Below are 17016 nucleotides of genomic sequence, written 5' to 3'. Positions count from 1 at the left end.
CTGCGCGGCCGTTATTTTGTCGAAAGCCGAAGCCTTAGCGCACCACTACGGGGGCGCCCACCGAGACGCGTTGATACAGGTCGGTGATGTCGGCGTTGTACATCCGGATGCAGCCATACGACACGAAGCCGCCGATCGAGCCCGGTCGATTGGTGCCATGAATGGCGTATTCGCCGCCGGCCAGCGTCAACGCGGCGACGCCCATCGGATTGTGCGGCGAGCCGCCCGGGATCACGTCGGGAATCGACGGCTCGTCGCGCTTCACCTCCGCCGGCGGTGCCCAGGCCGGATAGCGATACTTGCCGTCGATCTGGGTCACGCCGGACCATTGCTTGCCGGCCCTGCCGACGCCGACCGGATAGCGCACCGCCTGGCCGGGCTCCACCACGAGATAGAGCCGCCGCTCATTGGTTTTGACCACGATGGTACCGGGCGAATAGTCGCCCTGGAACGCCACCAGATCCGGCCGCGCATCCGCGCGCGGCGCTGTCATCATCCCGGCGCCGATCAATGCCGCGGCAACCAGTGCAGTCCTCGCCCATTCAGTTTCCAACGCCATCAGTCTCTCCGTTTCGACGCACCATCAGGAAACGGTAAATCCCGGTCCTTGGCGTCGTCCGGCACGTATTCTAACGCAGCGCGTTAACTGATCGGTGTCGGCAGCATGTCCTGAACGACTGCATCGCCGTCATCGCGCGATATCCTGCGAACAAAGTAAATGGCAGGCAAACGACTTCAGCGGGAAAACCGCGGTGCCGGGCTGGCCCCCAATCGTGGCTCCTCGGGTCGCAGCCTCTCGGGGCGGGGCAGCCAATCGACCATGGCAGTGCGCCGCGCGACTCGTTCAATGCGGCCACACGACTGGCACGTTACACCAACGGTCGTTGCCTCTCGTTCGTCATGGCCGGGACAAGCCGGCCATGACCAAATTGATGAGGCAACGGAAAAATCCGTTGGTATTACCAGGAGCGGGCGCGCGCTCAATATTTACGTCGAGCGCGCGTTCCGTCCCCGTCTTGCTAGAGCGTTTTCAAGCGAAGTGGGCACCGGTTCGCGTGAAGAAAATGCGTCAAAACAACAATCTAAAGCTCCGATTCTGAACTTTCAGAACCGGAATTGCTCTAGTGCGGGATGACTTATCTTCGAATCGTCATCCTGCTCTAGCCTGTCGTTGAGCGTGATCTTGTCCGAAAACCGGGACCCGGTTTTCGAGGTCACGCTTCTAGTGCTTGTTCTGGCGGTGCTCGACCAGATCGTCGACCACGGCCGGATCGGCCAGTGTTGAGGTGTCGCCCAGCGTCGAGGATTCGTCCTCGGCGATCTTGCGCAGAATTCTGCGCATGATCTTGCCGGAGCGGGTCTTCGGCAGGCCGGGCGCGAATTGGATCAGGTCGGGCGAGGCGATCGGGCCGATGTCCTTGCGGACCCAGGCCACCAGCTCCTTGCGTAGTTCCTCGCTCGGCTCGATCCCGGTCATCAGCGTCACATAGGCGTAGATGCCCTGGCCCTTGATGTCGTGCGGATAGCCGACCACGGCGGCCTCGGACACTTTGGCGTGGGCGACCAGCGAGGATTCCACCTCGGCGGTGCCCATGCGGTGGCCGGAGACGTTGATGACGTCGTCGACCCGCCCGGTGATCCAGTAATAGCCGTCGGCGTCGCGGCGGCAGCCGTCGCCGGTGAAGTACTTGCCCTTATAGGCCGAGAAATAGGTCTGCTCGAACCGGGCGTGATCGCCATAGACCGTGCGCATCTGCCCCGGCCAGGATTTGGCGAGGCAGAGATTGCCGGTGCATTCGCCCTCCAGCACATTGCCGTCGGGATCGAGGATTTCCGGCACCACGCCGAAGAACGGCTTGGTGGCCGAGCCGGGTTTCAGCTTGGTGGCGCCGGGCAGCGGCGTGATCAGGATGCCGCCGGTCTCGGTCTGCCACCAGGTATCGACGATCGGGCAGCGATCCTCGCCGACGACGCGGTGATACCACTCCCAGGCCTCGGGGTTGATCGGCTCGCCGACCGAGCCCAGCAGCCGCAGGCTCTTGCGCGAGGTCTTCTTCACCGGCTCGTCGCCGGCCTGCATCAGCGCGCGGATCGCGGTCGGCGCGGTGTAGAAGATGTTGACCTTGTGCTTGTCAACCACTTCCCAGAATCGGGAGTTGGTCGGGTAGTTCGGCACGCCCTCGAACATCAGCGTGGTGGCGCCATTGGCCAGCGGTCCATACAGAATGTAGCTGTGGCCGGTGACCCAGCCGACGTCGGCGGTGCACCAATAGATGTCGCCGTCGTGATAATCGAACACATATTGGTGCGTCATCGCCGCGAAGACGAGGTAGCCGCCCGAGGTGTGCAGCACGCCCTTGGGTTGGCCGGTCGATCCCGAGGTGTAGAGGATGAACAGCGGATCCTCGGCGTTCATGTGCTCGCAGGGGCAGTCCGTCGTCACCATCTCGGCGGCTTCGTGGTACCAGAAGTCGCGGACGTCATCCATCTCGACCGCGGCGCCGGTGCGCTTGACCACCACCACCCAGTCGACGCCGCCGCACTTCGCCAGGGCTGCGTCGACATTGGCCTTCAGCGGCACCTTCTTGCCGCCGCGCAGGCCTTCATCGGCGGTGATCACCACCTTGGACTGACAATCGGTGATGCGTTGGGCCAGCGAGTCCGGCGAGAAGCCGGCAAACACCACCGAATGGATCGCGCCGATCCGGGCGCAGGCCAGCATCGCGAAGGCGGCTTCGGGGATCATCGGCAGATAGATGGTGACGCGGTCGCCCTTGGCGACATTGCGGTTGCGCAGGATGTTGGCGAATTTGCAGACTTCGTCGTGCAGCTCGCGGTAGCTGATGTGCCGCGACTCCGACGGATTGTCGCCTTCCCAGATGATCGCGGTCTGCTCGGCCCGGGTCGCCAGATGGCGATCGATGCAATTATAGGCGACGTTGAGGATGCCGTCGTCGAACCATTTGATGGAAATTTTGCCGGGGGCGTAGGAGCAGTCCTCGACCTTGGTGAAGGGCTTGATCCAGTCGATCCGCTTACCCTGCTCGGCCCAGAAGTCGTTGGGGTCGTTCACCGAGCGCGCATACATTTCGTTATATTTGGCGTCGTTGATAAAGGCCCGCGTCGCCCATTCCGGCGGCACGTCATAGATCTTCTCGGACATTACTTTCCTCCACCCATTGCGGCCATTGCCGCGAACTTGCCGTTGGTTTTCGATTCTTGCGCCATGCGAACTCCCGTCGGCAACACCGAAATCCATCCGATGCAAATTCGGGGGACATTCCGGGAATTGCTGAAAGGGATCTCGTCGGCGGCGAAGACGATTCGAAGCCACCTACCGTCCGGCTATGTTGTTGCTTTGAGTATGCGTCGAGGCGCGGGCCGGCGACAAGCCGTAACGCATTGGACTTTTGTCGGCCCAGCCCCGCGCGAGGCGCGTGCCGCCGCGCGGGACGGCAATCGGGGATCACGATCGCGTTTTCGTCGCGACGCCGAGCCCGATTCGATGGGGTAGCGAGGGTATCTGGGAACCGCCGTAGGTGACGTGGTCGGCCGCCCGTCGCCGCAGCTGCTGGTGGTCGCTGTGGCGGCTGGATTGCGTTCCGGAATACTGGGTCCCCCGCTTTCGCGGGGGATGACGGCAAAAATGCGGGGGCAGCTACACGCCGCCCATCCGGCAGATGATCTTCCATTCCTCCGCCGCCACCGGCTGCACCGACAGCCGCGACTGTTTGAGCAATGCCATTTCCGAAAGCGATGGCTCGGTCTTGACGGCGGCCAGCGTCACCGGGGTTTTCAGCGGCTTGACCGCCTTGATGTCGACGCAGACGAATTTGCCGCTGGCATCGGTGGGGTCCGGATAGGCCTCGCGGATGATCTCGGCGATGCCGACGATCTCCTTGCCCTCGTTGGAATGGTAGAAGAAGGCGCGGTCGCCCTTCTTCATCTGCATCATGAACAGTTTGGCGCTGTGGTTACGCACCCCGGTCCAGGGCTCGCCCTTGGCGCCCTTGGCGACCTGCTGATCCCACGACCAGGTCGAGGGTTCGGATTTCACCAGCCAATGCGCCATCGCCTATTCCTCTGCCTTCAAGGGCCGCGTCAGCAGCCCCTCGATCGCCGCATCGACGCTGATGCTGCCATCGAGGATCGCCGCGACGGCGGCTGAAATCGGCATTTCGACCTGTTTGATCCGTGCCATTTCCAGCAGCACCGGCGCGGTGAAGGCGCCTTCCGCCAGCTTGCCATGCGAGGCCTCGGCCGCGCTCTCGCCGCGGCCGAGCGCTACGCCGAAGGAAAAATTGCGCGACTGCGCGGTGCCGCAGGTCAGGATCAGGTCGCCGAGGCCGGACAGGCCCATCATGGTTTCGGTCGTGGCGCCGCAGGCCTTGCCGAAACGTACCAGCTCGGCGAAGCCGCGCGTCGTCATCGCCGCCAGCGCCGAGGCGCCGAGCTTGCGGCCCTCGACAATGCCGGCGGCGATCGCCAGCACGTTCTTGGTGGCGCCGCCGAGTTCGACCCCGCGCACATCGGTCGAATGATAGGGCCGGAAGCTGCCCGAATTCATCGCCTCAGCCAGAGCCTGCGCGATGCCGGCGTCGGGCGCCGCGATGGTCACCGCGGTCGGCAGACCGCGCGCTACATCGGCGGCGAAGCTCGGCCCCGACAGGATCGCCGGCAATGCATTCGGCGCGGCCTCGACAATGATCTCGGTCATGAATTTATGGGTGCCGTGTTCGATGCCCTTGGCGCAGGCGACCAGCGGCGTGCGCGCGCCGATCAAGGGCGCAAGCTGCGTCACCACCTGGCGCAGCACCTGCGCCGGCACCACCAGCAGAATCGCTTGCGCGCGGGCCGCTTCTGCCAGATCGCGCGTCACCTTGATGGATTTTTCCAGCGTCACGCCGGGCAGGTAAAGACTCTCGCGCTTGCCGGCCAATTGCTCGGCATTGCCGCCATCATGTTCCCACAGCGTCACGTCGCGGCCGGCGCGCGCGCAGGTCTGCGCCAGCGCTGTGCCCCAGGCGCCGCCGCCGAGCACCGCGATCGAGTTAAAGGACGCCATCGGACCCGCCTTGCTGCAATGGAAGGATCATCTGTGCCATCGCTCGATTGCTAAAACGCCGCGCGGGTATTGGCGAATTTGTCCGACGTGGTGATGTTGGCGTCGAGCAGCCAGCGCGCGCGCGGGGCGAATTCCATGCTGTCGGTCAGCCCCAGCGCCAGCCGTTCGGCGCCGGCCCAGGCGATCATCGCGCCATTGTCGGTGCACAGTGCCGGCGGCGGAATGATCAAGCTGGTCCGCGCCTTGCCGGCGACCTCGCGCAGCGCGCCGCGAATCGCCTGGTTGGCGGCGACGCCGCCGGCGGCGACCAGCGCGCGGGGCGGACCGAAACGCTCCTGGAAATGCCGCAGCCCGACGCTGAGCCGGTCGGCCATGGAATCCAGCACCGCGGCCTGGAAGCCGGCGCACAGATCGTTGATGTCCTGCGGCTGCAACGGCGTGTGCCGGCTGGCCTCGTTGCGCACCGCGGTCTTCAGGCCGGACAGCGAGAAATTGGCGTCGGCGCGGCCCAGCATCGGGCGCGGAAACGCGAAGCGGGCCGGATCGCCGGCGGCCGCGGCGCGCTCGACCTGCGGTCCGCCCGGATAGGGCAGCCCCAGCATCTTGGCGATCTTGTCGAAGGCCTCGCCCATCGCGTCGTCGACGGTGGTGCCGAGCCGGATATAATTGCCGACGCCGAGGATGGCGACGATCTGGGTGTGACCGCCCGAGGCCAGGAACAGGCAATAGGGAAATTCCAGCGCGTCGGTCAGCCGCGGCGTCAGCGCATGGGCTTCGAGATGATTGACGGCGATCAGCGGGGTATCATGCACCAGCGCGATCGCCTTGGCGGTGGTGAGACCGACGATGACGCCGCCGATCAGGCCCGGGCCGGCCGCGGCCGCGACGCCGGATAGTTGTGCGAATTCCGTTCCGGCTTGCTGCATCGCGGTAGCGACGATGCCGTCGAGCAGATCGACATGGGCGCGCGCGGCGATCTCCGGCACCACGCCGCCAAACGGCGCGTGGTCCTCGATCTGCGAGTGCACGATATTGGACAGAATGCGCCCGTGACCATCGCTCTGGCGCTCGATCACCGCCGCGGCGGTTTCGTCGCAGGTGGTCTCGATTCCCAATACCAGCAAGGCTTTATCACTAGCCAAATTGAGCCCTTGCGTTTGCCGCCAAAGCGGCGTTTTCCTTGCCCGGCGTAGCATTGCGGGGTCTCAATATGCAATCATCCGGTTTGCACGCCGTGGCCCGGCCGAAACGACGGGCCATTCCGGTGACCGCCATGTCGCTGCCTCCAAAGAGGAGCTAGCGCTTGGCGATGCTTGTGACCCGACCGCAGCCCGACGGCGATGCGACGGCTGCGGCGCTGCGCGCCAAGGGCTATCAGGTGTTGCTGGCGCCGATGTTGCGCTTTGAGCCGGTGCCGTTCCAGGACGATCCAGAGACAGATTATAGTGGCGTCATCGTCACCAGTGCCAATGCGCTGCGGGCGATCGAGGGCCAGGCCATCCTCGCAAGGCTGCTGAAACTGCCGCTGTTCGCCGTCGGCAAGCACACCGCGCAAGCGGCGCGCGACGCCGGATTCGGCAAGCTCATCGTCGCCAAGGGTGACGCCGCGGCGCTGCGCGACAGTGTGGTGTCTTCGATGCGTGCCAGGAAGCTGAAGAAATCCGGCACGCTGCTGTATCTGGCGGCCGCCGATCTGTCGCGCGATCTGGCTGGCGAATTGCGCCAGGACGGCTTCAACGTCACAATGCAGATCACCTATAAGATGGCTCCCGTACCGAATCTGCCGCCCGACGTCTGCGAGGCATTTGCAGCTCAGGGAATCGAGGCGGTATTGCATTATTCGCGGCGCAGCGCGCAATGCTTCGTCGATGCGACGCGGGCCTCCGGGATCGAAATCTCGGCCCTTGCGATTCCGCAATGCTGTTTGTCCGAATCGGTGTCCGATGTGGTGCGGCAAGCGGGAGCGACTCAGGTCACGGTTGCGCGCAAGCCGGATGAATCTGCATTGTTCGAGGCTCTGGATCGTGCGCTGAGCCCGCTATCGCGGTAGAAGACAGTCCGAATCGAGATCGGATTCGGCTGTGCAAAGTGAGGAAATTTTCGGATGGTCAAGAAAAGGCCCGGACACTTTGAAGCGCCAAGCAACAACGACGACTCGGCGGAGGCGAACGCTGACGCGGTGCGCTCGGATCAGGAGACGTCGATGAACCAGCAAGACGGCGCCGCCGATCGTCTGGCATCGGAAATGGCTTCGTTGCAGGAGAACTCCGCGGCGCAATCGGCCGCCGAAACCGCGATCACGACGGAGGCGCCCGAACCGGTGCAGGTCGAGCCGGAGCAAGAGCAAGCGACAGGACCGGCAGCCAGCGATCAGCCGGAGGACGGGCCGCGCGTTGAACCCGTCGCCCCCGCCGCGAGCCATGACGGCGCCGATCGCCTCCATCAGCCGCCACCGGTATCCAAAGTGTCGACGATTCTGCTGCCTGCGATTGTCGGCGCCGTCGCCGCCGTGCTGGTGGCCGGCGCGGCGATGAACGGCATGGTTCCGGGGCTGGCGCCGCCGCCTTCCGCCACCGCGCCGCAAGGCGACAATGCCGAAATGGCCGCGCTCGCGTCGCGCGTAGCGGCCCTCGAATCACGGCCGGCGCCTGCCGCAGCGGGAGTGGCCGACCCGGCGCTCGCCGGGCGCATCGACGCCGTGGAGAAATCCGTCGCATCGCTGCGCGACGATGTCGCCGCCGCGCGCAGCCAATCCGAACAGCTCGCCAGCGCTGTCAACGCACTGAAGGCGGCGCCTGTGGCTGCGCCGTCGCCCGACCAGGCTTCGGACCTTGCGGCGATCAACGGGCGGCTCGATCAGCTCGAAGCGGCCGTCCAATCGGCCAAGGATAGTGCGCAGAAAGCGGCCGCCGCGAAGGCGGCCGAGCCGGCGCCGGCGTCGGCCGACGACGTGCCGCTGCGCCGGCTGGTCGCCGCGACGCTGCTCGATCTGGCGGTGCGCAATGGCGAGCCCTATGCGGCGACGCTGGACTCCGCCAAGCCACTGGCAACCGATCCGGCCGCGCTGACGCCGCTCGATCGCTTCGCGAAATCCGGGCTGCCGAGCGCCGCCGAGCTGAGCCGCGACGTGCTGCCGCTATTGCCGAAATTGCTGCCGGAGGAACAAGCGCCAGGCTCCACGACGGGTTTCGTCGCGCGGTTGCAGGCCAATGCGGAGCGGCTGGTCAAGATTGAGCGGGCCGGCGCCGTTGCGGGGATCGACCGCTCGGGGATTGTCAGCAAGGCCGCCGTTGCGGCGCAACGTAACGACCTCGCTGCGGTGCGTCGCGAATTGAATACGCTTGCGCCGGCCCAGCAAAAGCCGGTTCAATCCTGGCTCGACAAGGTCGAGGCGCGCGATCAGGCGCTCGCCGCGTCCCATCAATTTGCCGCCGCCGCGCTCGCCGCGCTCCCGAAATCGTCGCCATAGGATTCCCATGCTCCGCATCATCCTGTTTCTCGTCGTGATTGCGCTGGTGGCCGCCGGCGCCGCGTGGATAGCCGATCAGCCCGGCGACGTGGTGCTGTCGTGGAATGCCTGGCAGGCGAAGATGTCGCTGCCGGTGTTCCTGCTGTCACTTGGCGCCGCCATGGTCGCAGTGGTGCTGTGTTGGGCGATCCTGACCGGGATGGTGCGAACCCCCGGCCAGCTCCGGCGCAGCCGGCGCGAACGCCGCAGCGCGCGCGGTCGCAACGCCATCACCCAGGGCTTGCTGGCGGTCGGCCATGGCGACAGCGCCGCCGCGCGCAGCCATGCCAATGCGGCCAGGCGTCATGCGCCGCAGGATCCGCTGGCGCTGCTGCTGCAGGCGCAATCGGCGCAGCTCGAGGGCGACCGCGACGCCGCGCGCCGCGCGTTTCTTGCCATGGCCGGGCGCGACGACACCAAATCGCTCGGCATGCGCGGGCTCTATATCGAGGCGCAGCGCGCCGAAGATCCCTATGCGGCGCTGGCGATCGCCGAAGAAGCGCTGCGGGTGGCGCCCAACGCGTCCTGGGCGGCGCATGCGGTGCTCGGTTTCCGCTGCGCCAGGGCCGATTGGAGCGGCGCGCTGGATATTCTCGACAATAATCTGTCCACCGGCCTGATCGACAAGAAGGCCTATCGGCGTCAACGCGGCGTGCTGCTGACCGCGCGGGCGCTGGAAGCCGTCGACACCGATGAGAGCCTGGCGCGCGACAGTGTGCTGGAAGCCATCAAGCTGGCGCCGACGCTGGTGCCGGCGGCGGTGCTGGCGAGCAAATTCATGAGCGAGGCCCGTCAGGTCCGCCGCGCGATGAAGATCATCGAGACGGCGTGGCAGGCGCAGCCGCATCCCGACCTCGCCGAGGCCTATGCGCATGTCAAACCTGGCGACGCCCCCGATGTGCGGCTGGCGCGGGTCGAAAGCCTGGTGGCGAAGAATCCCGACGATCTCGAAAGCGGGCTGGCGGTGGCGCGCGCGGCGATCGAGGCCGGAGAATACAAGCGCGCCCGCGCGGTGCTGGCGCCATTCATCGATGTGCCGACTCAGCGCGTCGCGATGCTGATGGCCGAAATCGAGCACGGCGAACGCGGCGATACCGGCCGCGCCCGCGCCTGGACGCTGCGCGCGGTGCGCGCTTTGCACGACCCGGTATGGACCGCGGACGGCTATGTCTCCGACCGCTGGCGGCCGGTCTCGCCAGTGACCGGACGGCTCGACGCATTCCAATGGCAGACGCCGGTGGCCGCGCTGCCCTCCAACAAGGCGATCGTGATCGATGATGACGATTTCGAAGACACCATGATCGCCGGCCCCGATGAGGAGCCGGTCGCCGCGGCCGAGGAGGCCGTCACGGTGGTCATCGAGGAGCCTGCCGCCGAGCCCGAGGTGGTTTCTCCGGCGCAGCCGGTTGCGGCCGAACTCGCCCCCGACAGCGCTGCTGCCGAGGCTCCGCAGCCGAGCGCAGAGGCGCCGCCGGTCACCCCAGAGCCCGCGCCCCCGCCGCCGATGTTCCATCGTCGCTCCACGCCGGCCAGTTCCGGTGCGCCGCCGGTGATTCCCATCGTCCGCGCCCCGGACGATCCGGGAATCGACGATGAGCCCAGCGAGAACGAGTACCCCGACGCCACCAACCCGCCGCCGGGCCAGCCCAGTGGCTGGCGCGGCTACCGGCCGCGACGGGACAATTGAGCCCGGCAGGTCGGCTACAGCGCATCGCGTCGTGCTTCCGGGCGCGCCGCCAGGGGACCAGATTTGCCGGCGCGGGTTCTTGCCAATTCGCACATTCCTCGATATCAGAGGCCCACGTGCTTCGGCTCTCGCCGACCGCGCCGATGGTTTGCCGCAATAGCTCAGCTGGTAGAGCACGTCATTCGTAATGACGGGGTCGCAGGTTCGAGTCCTGCTTGCGGCACCATCGAACGCGCGATTGCTGGCTCGGCGGATCGTCTTCGTCCAAGGCGCCGGATGCGCAGCGATAAATCAGCCAGCTCGGCGATCGAGATCTCCACGAGGCTTCGACGGTGTTCGGGGCCTGCCGGCTTGCGGAACGTCACACGGGGCGGACGCTGCCGGGTTTCCAGAGGAAAGAACCGGTGGTTTCCGACGGCCGCGCCAGGCCGCGCAGATTCAGCGCGAACTGCTCTCGGATGCGCGTCCCGGAGCCCATCGGGTGCCCTCGCTTTCCGGGGGCAAGGACGTCGCGCGGACAACACCTTAAATAAGGTCGTCGGCCAACGACGCTAGCCTCGCGACATCATCTGCGAGATCGATGCTCGCTGCGCTTTGGCGCCGCTGCGCCGCACAGACGACGTCGCCGATTACGTTGCGAATGTCGTCCAAGCTGGCGGACTGCGCGCCACGCGGCTGCACAGCCAGCCAGCGCGCCAGCAGATCATTTTCCAGCCGTTCGGCTGCGAGTTCACTCGCCTTGATCTGCCCGCGCAGCGCCTCGATCGCCTCTCCCGAAGCGAACGAGCCACCGGCCTTCAAGGTCGTGCGAACTCGGCGTAGCGGCTGTACGATCTCGTCGCGCCACGGCGCGCAAGCCGCGCTCATCTCTTCGATGTCCAACGACGACAGCCGGAGGCCGCGTCGCGTCACCGCAAAAATCGCCACCAGCAGCAACATCACGTCGACGCCGGCCTCGGCTTGCAGCTTCAAACAGATCGCCGATGCGGATGGCCTTTGATAGAGCTCAAGCGCAAAAGCCCAGCATGCCTCCGCGATATCCGTTGCGTCGTCCGTCACCACGTCCTCACGCACAGCGCCGTTACGTCAAAGAGCATGTTGTCTGGTCCCCGCGGACAAACCGTTCCAGCGCGTCACCAAGCCCGCTTCGACGCCGAACAGGTCGAGCACGCGTCCCAGCGTCTGATCCACCATCTGCTCGAGGCTGCCGGGCTTCGCATAGAACGCCGGCACCGGGGGAAACACGATCGCGCCGATCTCGGTGACGGCGGTCATGGATTTCAGATGCCCGAGATGCAAGGGGGTTTCGCGCGCCAGCAACACCAGCCGCCGGCGCTCCTTCAGCGTCACGTCGGCGGCCCGTGTCAGCAGCGACGCGGTGGCCCCGGTGGCGATTTCGGACAGGCTGCGCATCGAACACGGCACGACCACCATGCCGAGCGTCTTGAACGATCCGCTGGCAATGGAGGCGCCGATATTGTCGGCCCGATGCACGACATCGGCCAAAGCCGCAACGTCGGAGACCGGCAGATCCAGCTCCTGGCGCAAAGTGATCGCCGCGGATTTGCTCAACACCAGGTGGCTCTCGATGTCCAACCCCTGCAGGATCTGCAACAGTCGCACGCCGTAGATCGCGCCGGAGGCGCCGGTGATGCCGACGACAAGCCGCGGCCTGGAGGAATCGGAACCTGGCAAAATGATCTTGCCTCCTCTGCTCGCCTCGCCGCGGCATCCGGCCGCCTCGCCCGAGGGTCTAGCGCAACAAAAGTGCGTCCGCTGCCCAAGATTGCAGCGGCGGCTGCATCAATTGTCAGCGGCCGCACAGCATCGGTGCGGGCCGCCGACGCTGCTCACCGCGCCGGTGGCTCAGTTGAAGACGCCGCCGCCGTCGACGTTGATCTGTTGCGCGGTGATGAACCGGCTCTCGGAGCTGGCGAGGAACGCGACGATGCCGGTCAGATCGTCCGCCGTCACTACGCTTTGAATGAACTTGCTCTTCGCTCTCTGTTCGAGTTGCTCGCGAGTGAAACCGCCGGTGTCGGTTTGCCCGGGATGCACCATATTCGCGGTGATATTGTTCTTGCCGAGCTCCTTGGCGACGCATCGCATCAATCCGATCAGCGCAGCCTTCGAAGCGGTGTATTGCGTGATGTGGGCGAGCGCTTCGCCGATCGACGACGACCCGATGAAGATGATGCGGCCGCAATCCTGCGCGATCATCTGCGGTGCAACAGCAGCGGCGCAGTTGAAGGCGCCCTCGGTGTTGACGCTGAATGTCCGCTGCCATTCGGCCGGCGCGATCTGCCAGAACGGCCCGCGCGACAGGTCTTTCCAGATCCCCGCATTGCTCACCAGCACATCGATGCGGCCGAATCCCGCGACCGCCGCCGCGACCAGACGATCCACCGACGGCCGCGACGTGACATCCACCTCGACCGGCAGACACGTCGCGTCGGCAATCTCCTGCCGAAGCGACGCGACGGCGCTTTCAAGCTCGGTCAGATTGATGTCGGCCAGAACTACGGCGTATCCGTCGCGGCAGAGCCGCCGCGCGATGGCCTGCCCGATGCCGCGCGCGGCGCCGGTCACGATGGCAACCTTCTGTATCGTGCTCATTGCTCAAATCACCAGTTGTTGGAATGGCGTATTTCGCCGGTCTCGGCCGCGCCGTCGCTGTCGATCGCGCACCGACCTCGATGTGAATCTCGCCGTCGAATCGTCGGAAGCGCCAGCGTCGGCGATGCCGGCTGCGGCGCGATGCAGCTTGACACCCATCGGCATATACCTACATTATGTACATATGTCCAGATGCCGGACGACGAATGCCGCCTCCAACCGCGAAGCGCGCAATCACCACGACATCTGTTCCAGCAGCCTGACTTGTGTCCGGCGACCGATGACGTAATGCACAATGAGCGCCGATGCGCGCTCGGCCTCGCGCAGGCCGAAACTACCGGAGCAACACGACAATGGCTATAGATCGGGATATGGTTGCGCTCTTTCGCCAAGAGCTCGAACTCTGCAAGGTGAAGCCGGGCGAGCGGATCGGCGTTCTGTCCGAAGACCGCATCCGGATCGACTATGCCGAAGCGTTTATGGCGGCAGCCGAGGAGCTCGGCGCTGACCCGGTGCACGTCAACATCCGCAAGCGCCCCGGCAGCTTTTTCGGGCCGGGCAATTCGCTGCGCGGCCGCCAGGCGGCGATCGACACGCTGAAGACGATGGACATGGTGATCGACATGATCGGTCTCTTGTGGTCGAAGGAGCAGACCGAGATCACCGACGCCGGACCGCGGATGCTGCTGGTACTGGAGCCGATCGACGTGCTGTCGCGGATGCTGTCCTCGCCGGAGTCGCGTCGACGGGTCGAAGCCGCCGTCGGCGTGCTGAAGACCGGGCGGGAGTTGCGCGTGACGTCGCCCGGCGGCACCGACGTCACCTACCGGCTGGGACAATTCCGCGTCGTCGGCCAATATGGCTACACCGATCAGCCGGGTCGCTGGGACGCATGGCCGGGGAGTTTCCTATGGACCGGCGCCGAAGAGGACGGCGTCGACGGCACGGTGGTGATCGACAGCGGCGACATGCTGCTGCCGTTCATGCGCTACGTCTCCTCGCCGATCACCCTGACCATCAAGGCCGGCTACATCACCGAGATCTCCGGCGGCGGCACCGAGGGCGTGCTGATGCGCGACTTCATGCAGAGTTTCAACGATCCGAAGGCCTATGCGGTGTCCCACATCGGCTGGGGCCTCGACGAAAAGGCGAGCTGGACCTACATGGGAACGACGCCGGATGGCACGCACACCGTCGGCCAGGACGGCCGCGCCTATTACGGCAACGTGCTGTTCTCCACCGGGCCGAACACCGAAGTCGGCGGCACCAACCATACCGAATGCCATCTCGACATTCCGCTGAAGGGTTGCTCGCTGTATCTCGACGGTCAGCCCATCGTCGAAACCGGCGTCGTCATTCCAGAGGCGATGCGGGTGGCCGGTCGCTGAGCCGACAGCTCTGCCTCGGCACGGTCGTCGATAGGCTTACCGGGCTCCGGCGCCGCAATGACGTGACATAAAAGATGCCGCCGATTGCGTCTGCAATCGGCGGCATCTTGGTCTTGGCGGCGATCTCAGCCAGGCTTGATGCCTTGCAGGGAGGTGCGATCAGAGATCCAGCACCAGCCGCGGCGAACAGGATCGGCCGACGCAGACCATCATGATCTTGCCGTCGGCCTTTTCCTCGTCGGTCAAGATCGTATCGCGATGGTCCGGCACGCCTTCGAGGACGCGGGTCTCGCAGCTGCCGCAATAGCCTTCCTGGCAGGAAAACGTCACCGGGATGCCGGCGTCCTGCAGCACGTTGCCAAGGCTGGCATCCGCCGGCACGTGCAGCACCACGCCCGAGCCACGCAGTTCGACATCGAAGGCCCGGTCCTCGCCGACTGTGGCAGGCGCCGCATCGGTTTCGGCCGCGGCGAACCGCTCGATGTGCAGCGACGCCGACCGACCATGCCGCGCCGCCGCCGCCTCGAGTGCCGCAAGCATGCCGCTCGGACCGCAACCATAAACGGCCGTTTCGGCCGGCAAGGTCGCGAACAATGACTCCAGGTCGGGCAAGCCGCAGTCGTCCTGCGGCAGCAACGTGACCTTGCCGCCATTGCGATCGTTGATTTCGCCGAGGAAGCCCATCGCGCCGAGCGAACGGCCCCCATAAACCAGCTGCCAGGGACGACCGGCCCGCTCCGCCGCGCGGATCATCGGCAGCATCGGCGTGACGCCGATGCCGCCGGCGATGAACATGTAGTGCGGCGCGTCGACCAGCTTGAAGTGGTTACGCGGTCCGCGGCTCGCCACGGTGAAGCCGGTGGCGAACACGCTGTGGATTTCCTCCGACCCGCCGCGGCCTTTGGCGTCGCGCAGCACGGCGACGCGATAGGTGGTTGTATCGGCGGGATCGCCGCACAGCGAGTACTGCCTGACCTTGCCGGATGGCAGCAAGAGGTCGATGTGCGCGCCGGGGTCCCACGCCGGCAAGGTCGATTGGTCCTCCGCCACGAGGTCCAGCACCACGATCTCGGGCGTCTCGCGGTGGATCCGACGGACCGTGAGCCGACTGCTCAAATCGTTCGACATCGCGCGCCCCCGATCCTGCTCACTGCGCCGCCGGCGGCGTCCACTGCACTTCCAGGTGGTTCAGCGCGGTGACGGTGATCGCCGGCAAGTAATCCAGCGACTGTCCGGCCACGACGTGCAAATCGGGAAGCCGCCTGAACAGCTCCTCGAAGGCCACCTTGGCTTCGAGCCGGGCGAGTGGATTGCCGAGACAGGAGTGCCGGCCATGGCCGAACGCCAGATGCTTTTCCTTGTTGGGCCGGTGGATGTCGAACTTCTCCGAATCCGGGAAGCGGCTCTCGTCCAGGCCGCCGGCGATGAACAACAGGTAGATCAGCGACCCTTCGGGAATCGTCACGCCGCTCAGTTCGGTCTGCTTGGTGGTGAGTCGGAACAGCCCGGGCGACGTGCCGCGGCGGCGCAACGTCTCTTCGACGACGTCCGGCAACAGCGCATGATTGCCGCGCACCTCTTTGTCCTGATCCGGATTGTCGCCGAGAAACATCAGCATCTGCGCCATCAGGTTCGCGGTGGTGTCGTTTCCGGCCGCCACCAGTTCATGGATCTGGCGAATGATCCGCCGCGGCGGAATCGCCGGATTGCCGGCCGGGTCCTTGGCTCCCAACAATGTGCTCACCAGATCGCCCATCGGGCACTTGCCGCGATCGGCGACCAGCTCTCCGAAGAATTCCTGGCAGGCGGCGAGCCGGGTCCAGCGCTCGCGGCGCTCTTCCTCGCTCATCGGCTTGGTCACCGCATCCTTCGACTTCGGCGTCAGCACCGCGAACAGGTCCTCGGTCCAGATCCGGTAATTTGCCGCATTCTCGGTCGGCACGCCGAGCAGCCCCATGATGACGCCGAGCGACAACGGATAGCAGAATTCCTGCATGAAATCGCAGGATCCCCTGGCGATGAAGCCGTCGATCAGCTCATTGGCGATCCGCCGGATGTTGCCCTCCTGCTTCTGCAATTCGCGCGGCAGGAAACTCCGCGCCACCGCGGTCCGATCCGCGGTGTGCTCGGGAGGATCGAGCGAGATGTAGTGATCGCCGACGAAGGTGTCGGGAATCAGGTGCTTCAGGTCGTCCGGCGGCGGCACGAAGCCGACGGCTTTTGAGGAGTAGCTTTCCCAGTCGCGCGCCACCTTACAGATGTCGTCGTAGCGGGTGACGACCCACATCCGCAGCGGCTCGTAGTAGAACACCGGCGCAGTCGCTTGCGCGCGCTTGATGGTCGGCGCCGGATCACTGAGAAACTCTTCGCTGAAGGGATCGAAGCCCTCGAGCACGGGGAACGAGGCAGAGGCGGTCGACATCATGGAAGCATCCTATGGTCAGGGCGTCGGGCGATCTTGCCGAAATAAAATGTACGAGTCGTATATTCTTTGAAGACATTTCCGGCGTCAAGCGCAGCGTGCCTCCAGCGCGCCACGCTAACGAAAACCGCCAGACCCGATGTTGCATTTTTGTTACAAGTTGTAGCAATCCGTTGGGCGCGCCGCGCAGCAGCGGCCGCCGCTAAATAATTGAGCAGCCCCGAGACGAACGTTGCTGCGCTGCGCCCGCGCCGCGCAATGGTGCCGTCGTCACAGCGGAAATAAGCGCTTGCGATGCGGCGAGACTGCCGTCGGGGACGTCGCCGTCGC

14 protein-coding genes and 1 tRNA gene are annotated in these 17016 nt (G+C 65.5%); 5 read left to right on the top strand and 10 right to left on the bottom strand.

From position 1 onward, the window contains the following. Positions 1-34: 34 nt before the first annotated feature. The 5 genes from RBJ75_RS19425 to tsaD form a co-directional block, all read right to left on the bottom strand. Positions 35-559, bottom strand: coding sequence for a L,D-transpeptidase (locus tag RBJ75_RS19425; protein ID WP_044416240.1), 525 nt, complete (start codon positions 557-559; stop codon positions 35-37). Between the two features lie 663 nt (positions 560-1222). Then, a complete protein-coding gene (gene acs / locus RBJ75_RS19420) occupies positions 1223-3163 on the bottom strand; it encodes an acetate--CoA ligase (RefSeq protein WP_276156811.1) in 1941 nt (646 codons plus the stop codon). A gap of 495 nt (positions 3164-3658) precedes the next feature. Then, entirely contained in the window at positions 3659-4072 is a 414-nt protein-coding gene (locus RBJ75_RS19415) for an EVE domain-containing protein (RefSeq protein ID WP_044406859.1), read from the bottom strand. 3 nt (positions 4073-4075) lie between these two features. After that, positions 4076-5065, bottom strand: a complete 990-nt coding sequence (locus RBJ75_RS19410) for an NAD(P)H-dependent glycerol-3-phosphate dehydrogenase (RefSeq protein WP_044406862.1) — start codon at positions 5063-5065, stop codon at positions 4076-4078. 50 nt (positions 5066-5115) lie between these two features. Then, on the bottom strand, positions 5116-6189 hold the full coding sequence (tsaD, locus tag RBJ75_RS19405; RefSeq protein WP_044406865.1) for a tRNA (adenosine(37)-N6)-threonylcarbamoyltransferase complex transferase subunit TsaD: 1074 nt from the start codon (positions 6187-6189) through the stop codon (positions 5116-5118). 179 nt (positions 6190-6368) lie between these two features. Here tsaD and RBJ75_RS19400 point away from each other — a divergent pair, with 179 nt between their 5' ends. From RBJ75_RS19400 to RBJ75_RS19385, 4 genes are all read left to right on the top strand, one after another. Then, positions 6369-7115, top strand: a complete 747-nt coding sequence (locus tag RBJ75_RS19400) for a uroporphyrinogen-III synthase (protein WP_044406866.1) — start codon at positions 6369-6371, stop codon at positions 7113-7115. A gap of 153 nt (positions 7116-7268) precedes the next feature. Then, positions 7269-8534, top strand: coding sequence for a COG4223 family protein (locus RBJ75_RS19395; RefSeq protein ID WP_152647619.1), 1266 nt, complete (start codon positions 7269-7271; stop codon positions 8532-8534). 7 nt (positions 8535-8541) lie between these two features. Beyond that, positions 8542-10260, top strand: coding sequence for a heme biosynthesis protein HemY (locus tag RBJ75_RS19390; protein ID WP_044406869.1), 1719 nt, complete (start codon positions 8542-8544; stop codon positions 10258-10260). Positions 10261-10410: 150 nt separating this feature from the next. Then, a tRNA-Thr gene (locus tag RBJ75_RS19385) sits at positions 10411-10486 on the top strand. A 299-nt stretch (positions 10487-10785) separates the two neighbouring features. On the opposite strand, the gene RBJ75_RS19380 is transcribed toward RBJ75_RS19385, so the two are convergent. From RBJ75_RS19380 to RBJ75_RS19370, 3 genes are all read right to left on the bottom strand, one after another. Next, a complete protein-coding gene (locus RBJ75_RS19380) occupies positions 10786-11319 on the bottom strand; it encodes a TIGR02444 family protein (RefSeq protein ID WP_276156565.1) in 534 nt (177 codons plus the stop codon). A gap of 27 nt (positions 11320-11346) precedes the next feature. Then, positions 11347-11955 carry a UbiX family flavin prenyltransferase gene (locus tag RBJ75_RS19375; RefSeq protein ID WP_044406872.1) on the bottom strand — a complete coding sequence of 203 codons (609 nt, stop codon included), beginning with the start codon at positions 11953-11955 and terminating at the stop codon, positions 11347-11349. 171 nt (positions 11956-12126) lie between these two features. Continuing rightward, positions 12127-12876 carry an SDR family NAD(P)-dependent oxidoreductase gene (locus RBJ75_RS19370; RefSeq protein ID WP_044406875.1) on the bottom strand — a complete coding sequence of 250 codons (750 nt, stop codon included), beginning with the start codon at positions 12874-12876 and terminating at the stop codon, positions 12127-12129. 371 nt (positions 12877-13247) lie between these two features. Between RBJ75_RS19370 and RBJ75_RS19365 the strand changes: the two genes are divergently transcribed. Continuing rightward, a complete protein-coding gene (locus RBJ75_RS19365; protein ID WP_234707330.1) occupies positions 13248-14264 on the top strand; it encodes a leucyl aminopeptidase in 1017 nt (338 codons plus the stop codon). 159 nt (positions 14265-14423) lie between these two features. On the opposite strand, the gene RBJ75_RS19360 is transcribed toward RBJ75_RS19365, so the two are convergent. After that, entirely contained in the window at positions 14424-15392 is a 969-nt protein-coding gene (locus tag RBJ75_RS19360; protein WP_052628836.1) for a PDR/VanB family oxidoreductase, read from the bottom strand. Positions 15393-15411: 19 nt separating this feature from the next. Then, positions 15412-16689, bottom strand: a complete 1278-nt coding sequence (locus tag RBJ75_RS19355) for a cytochrome P450 (protein WP_052628837.1) — start codon at positions 16687-16689, stop codon at positions 15412-15414. Between the last annotated feature and the right edge of the window lie 327 nt (positions 16690-17016).

The organism is Rhodopseudomonas sp. BAL398, from assembly GCF_033001325.1.
Lineage (GTDB): Bacteria > Pseudomonadota > Alphaproteobacteria > Rhizobiales > Xanthobacteraceae > JARJEH01.
Note: the sequence above shows the minus strand (reverse complement) of the source record. Positions and strands in the feature narration are given on the sequence as shown.

Bases quoted from the DNA above. Each gene is read 5' to 3' on its own strand.
- RBJ75_RS19370 (WP_044406875.1), bottom strand. From the start codon at position 12,876: ATGAGCACGATACAGAAGGTTGCCATCGTGACCGGCGCCGCGCGCGGC.
- RBJ75_RS19355 (WP_052628837.1), bottom strand. From the start codon at position 16,689: ATGATGTCGACCGCCTCTGCCTCGTTCCCCGTGCTCGAGGGCTTCGAT.
- RBJ75_RS19395 (WP_152647619.1), top strand. From the start codon at position 7,269: ATGAACCAGCAAGACGGCGCCGCCGATCGTCTGGCATCGGAAATGGCT.
- RBJ75_RS19360 (WP_052628836.1), bottom strand. From the start codon at position 15,392: ATGTCGAACGATTTGAGCAGTCGGCTCACGGTCCGTCGGATCCACCGC.
- RBJ75_RS19425 (WP_044416240.1), bottom strand. From the start codon at position 559: ATGGCGTTGGAAACTGAATGGGCGAGGACTGCACTGGTTGCCGCGGCA.
- RBJ75_RS19415 (WP_044406859.1), bottom strand. From the start codon at position 4,072: ATGGCGCATTGGCTGGTGAAATCCGAACCCTCGACCTGGTCGTGGGAT.
- RBJ75_RS19390 (WP_044406869.1), top strand. From the start codon at position 8,542: ATGCTCCGCATCATCCTGTTTCTCGTCGTGATTGCGCTGGTGGCCGCC.
- RBJ75_RS19410 (WP_044406862.1), bottom strand. From the start codon at position 5,065: ATGGCGTCCTTTAACTCGATCGCGGTGCTCGGCGGCGGCGCCTGGGGC.
- acs (WP_276156811.1), bottom strand. From the start codon at position 3,163: ATGTCCGAGAAGATCTATGACGTGCCGCCGGAATGGGCGACGCGGGCC.
- RBJ75_RS19365 (WP_234707330.1), top strand. From the start codon at position 13,248: ATGGTTGCGCTCTTTCGCCAAGAGCTCGAACTCTGCAAGGTGAAGCCG.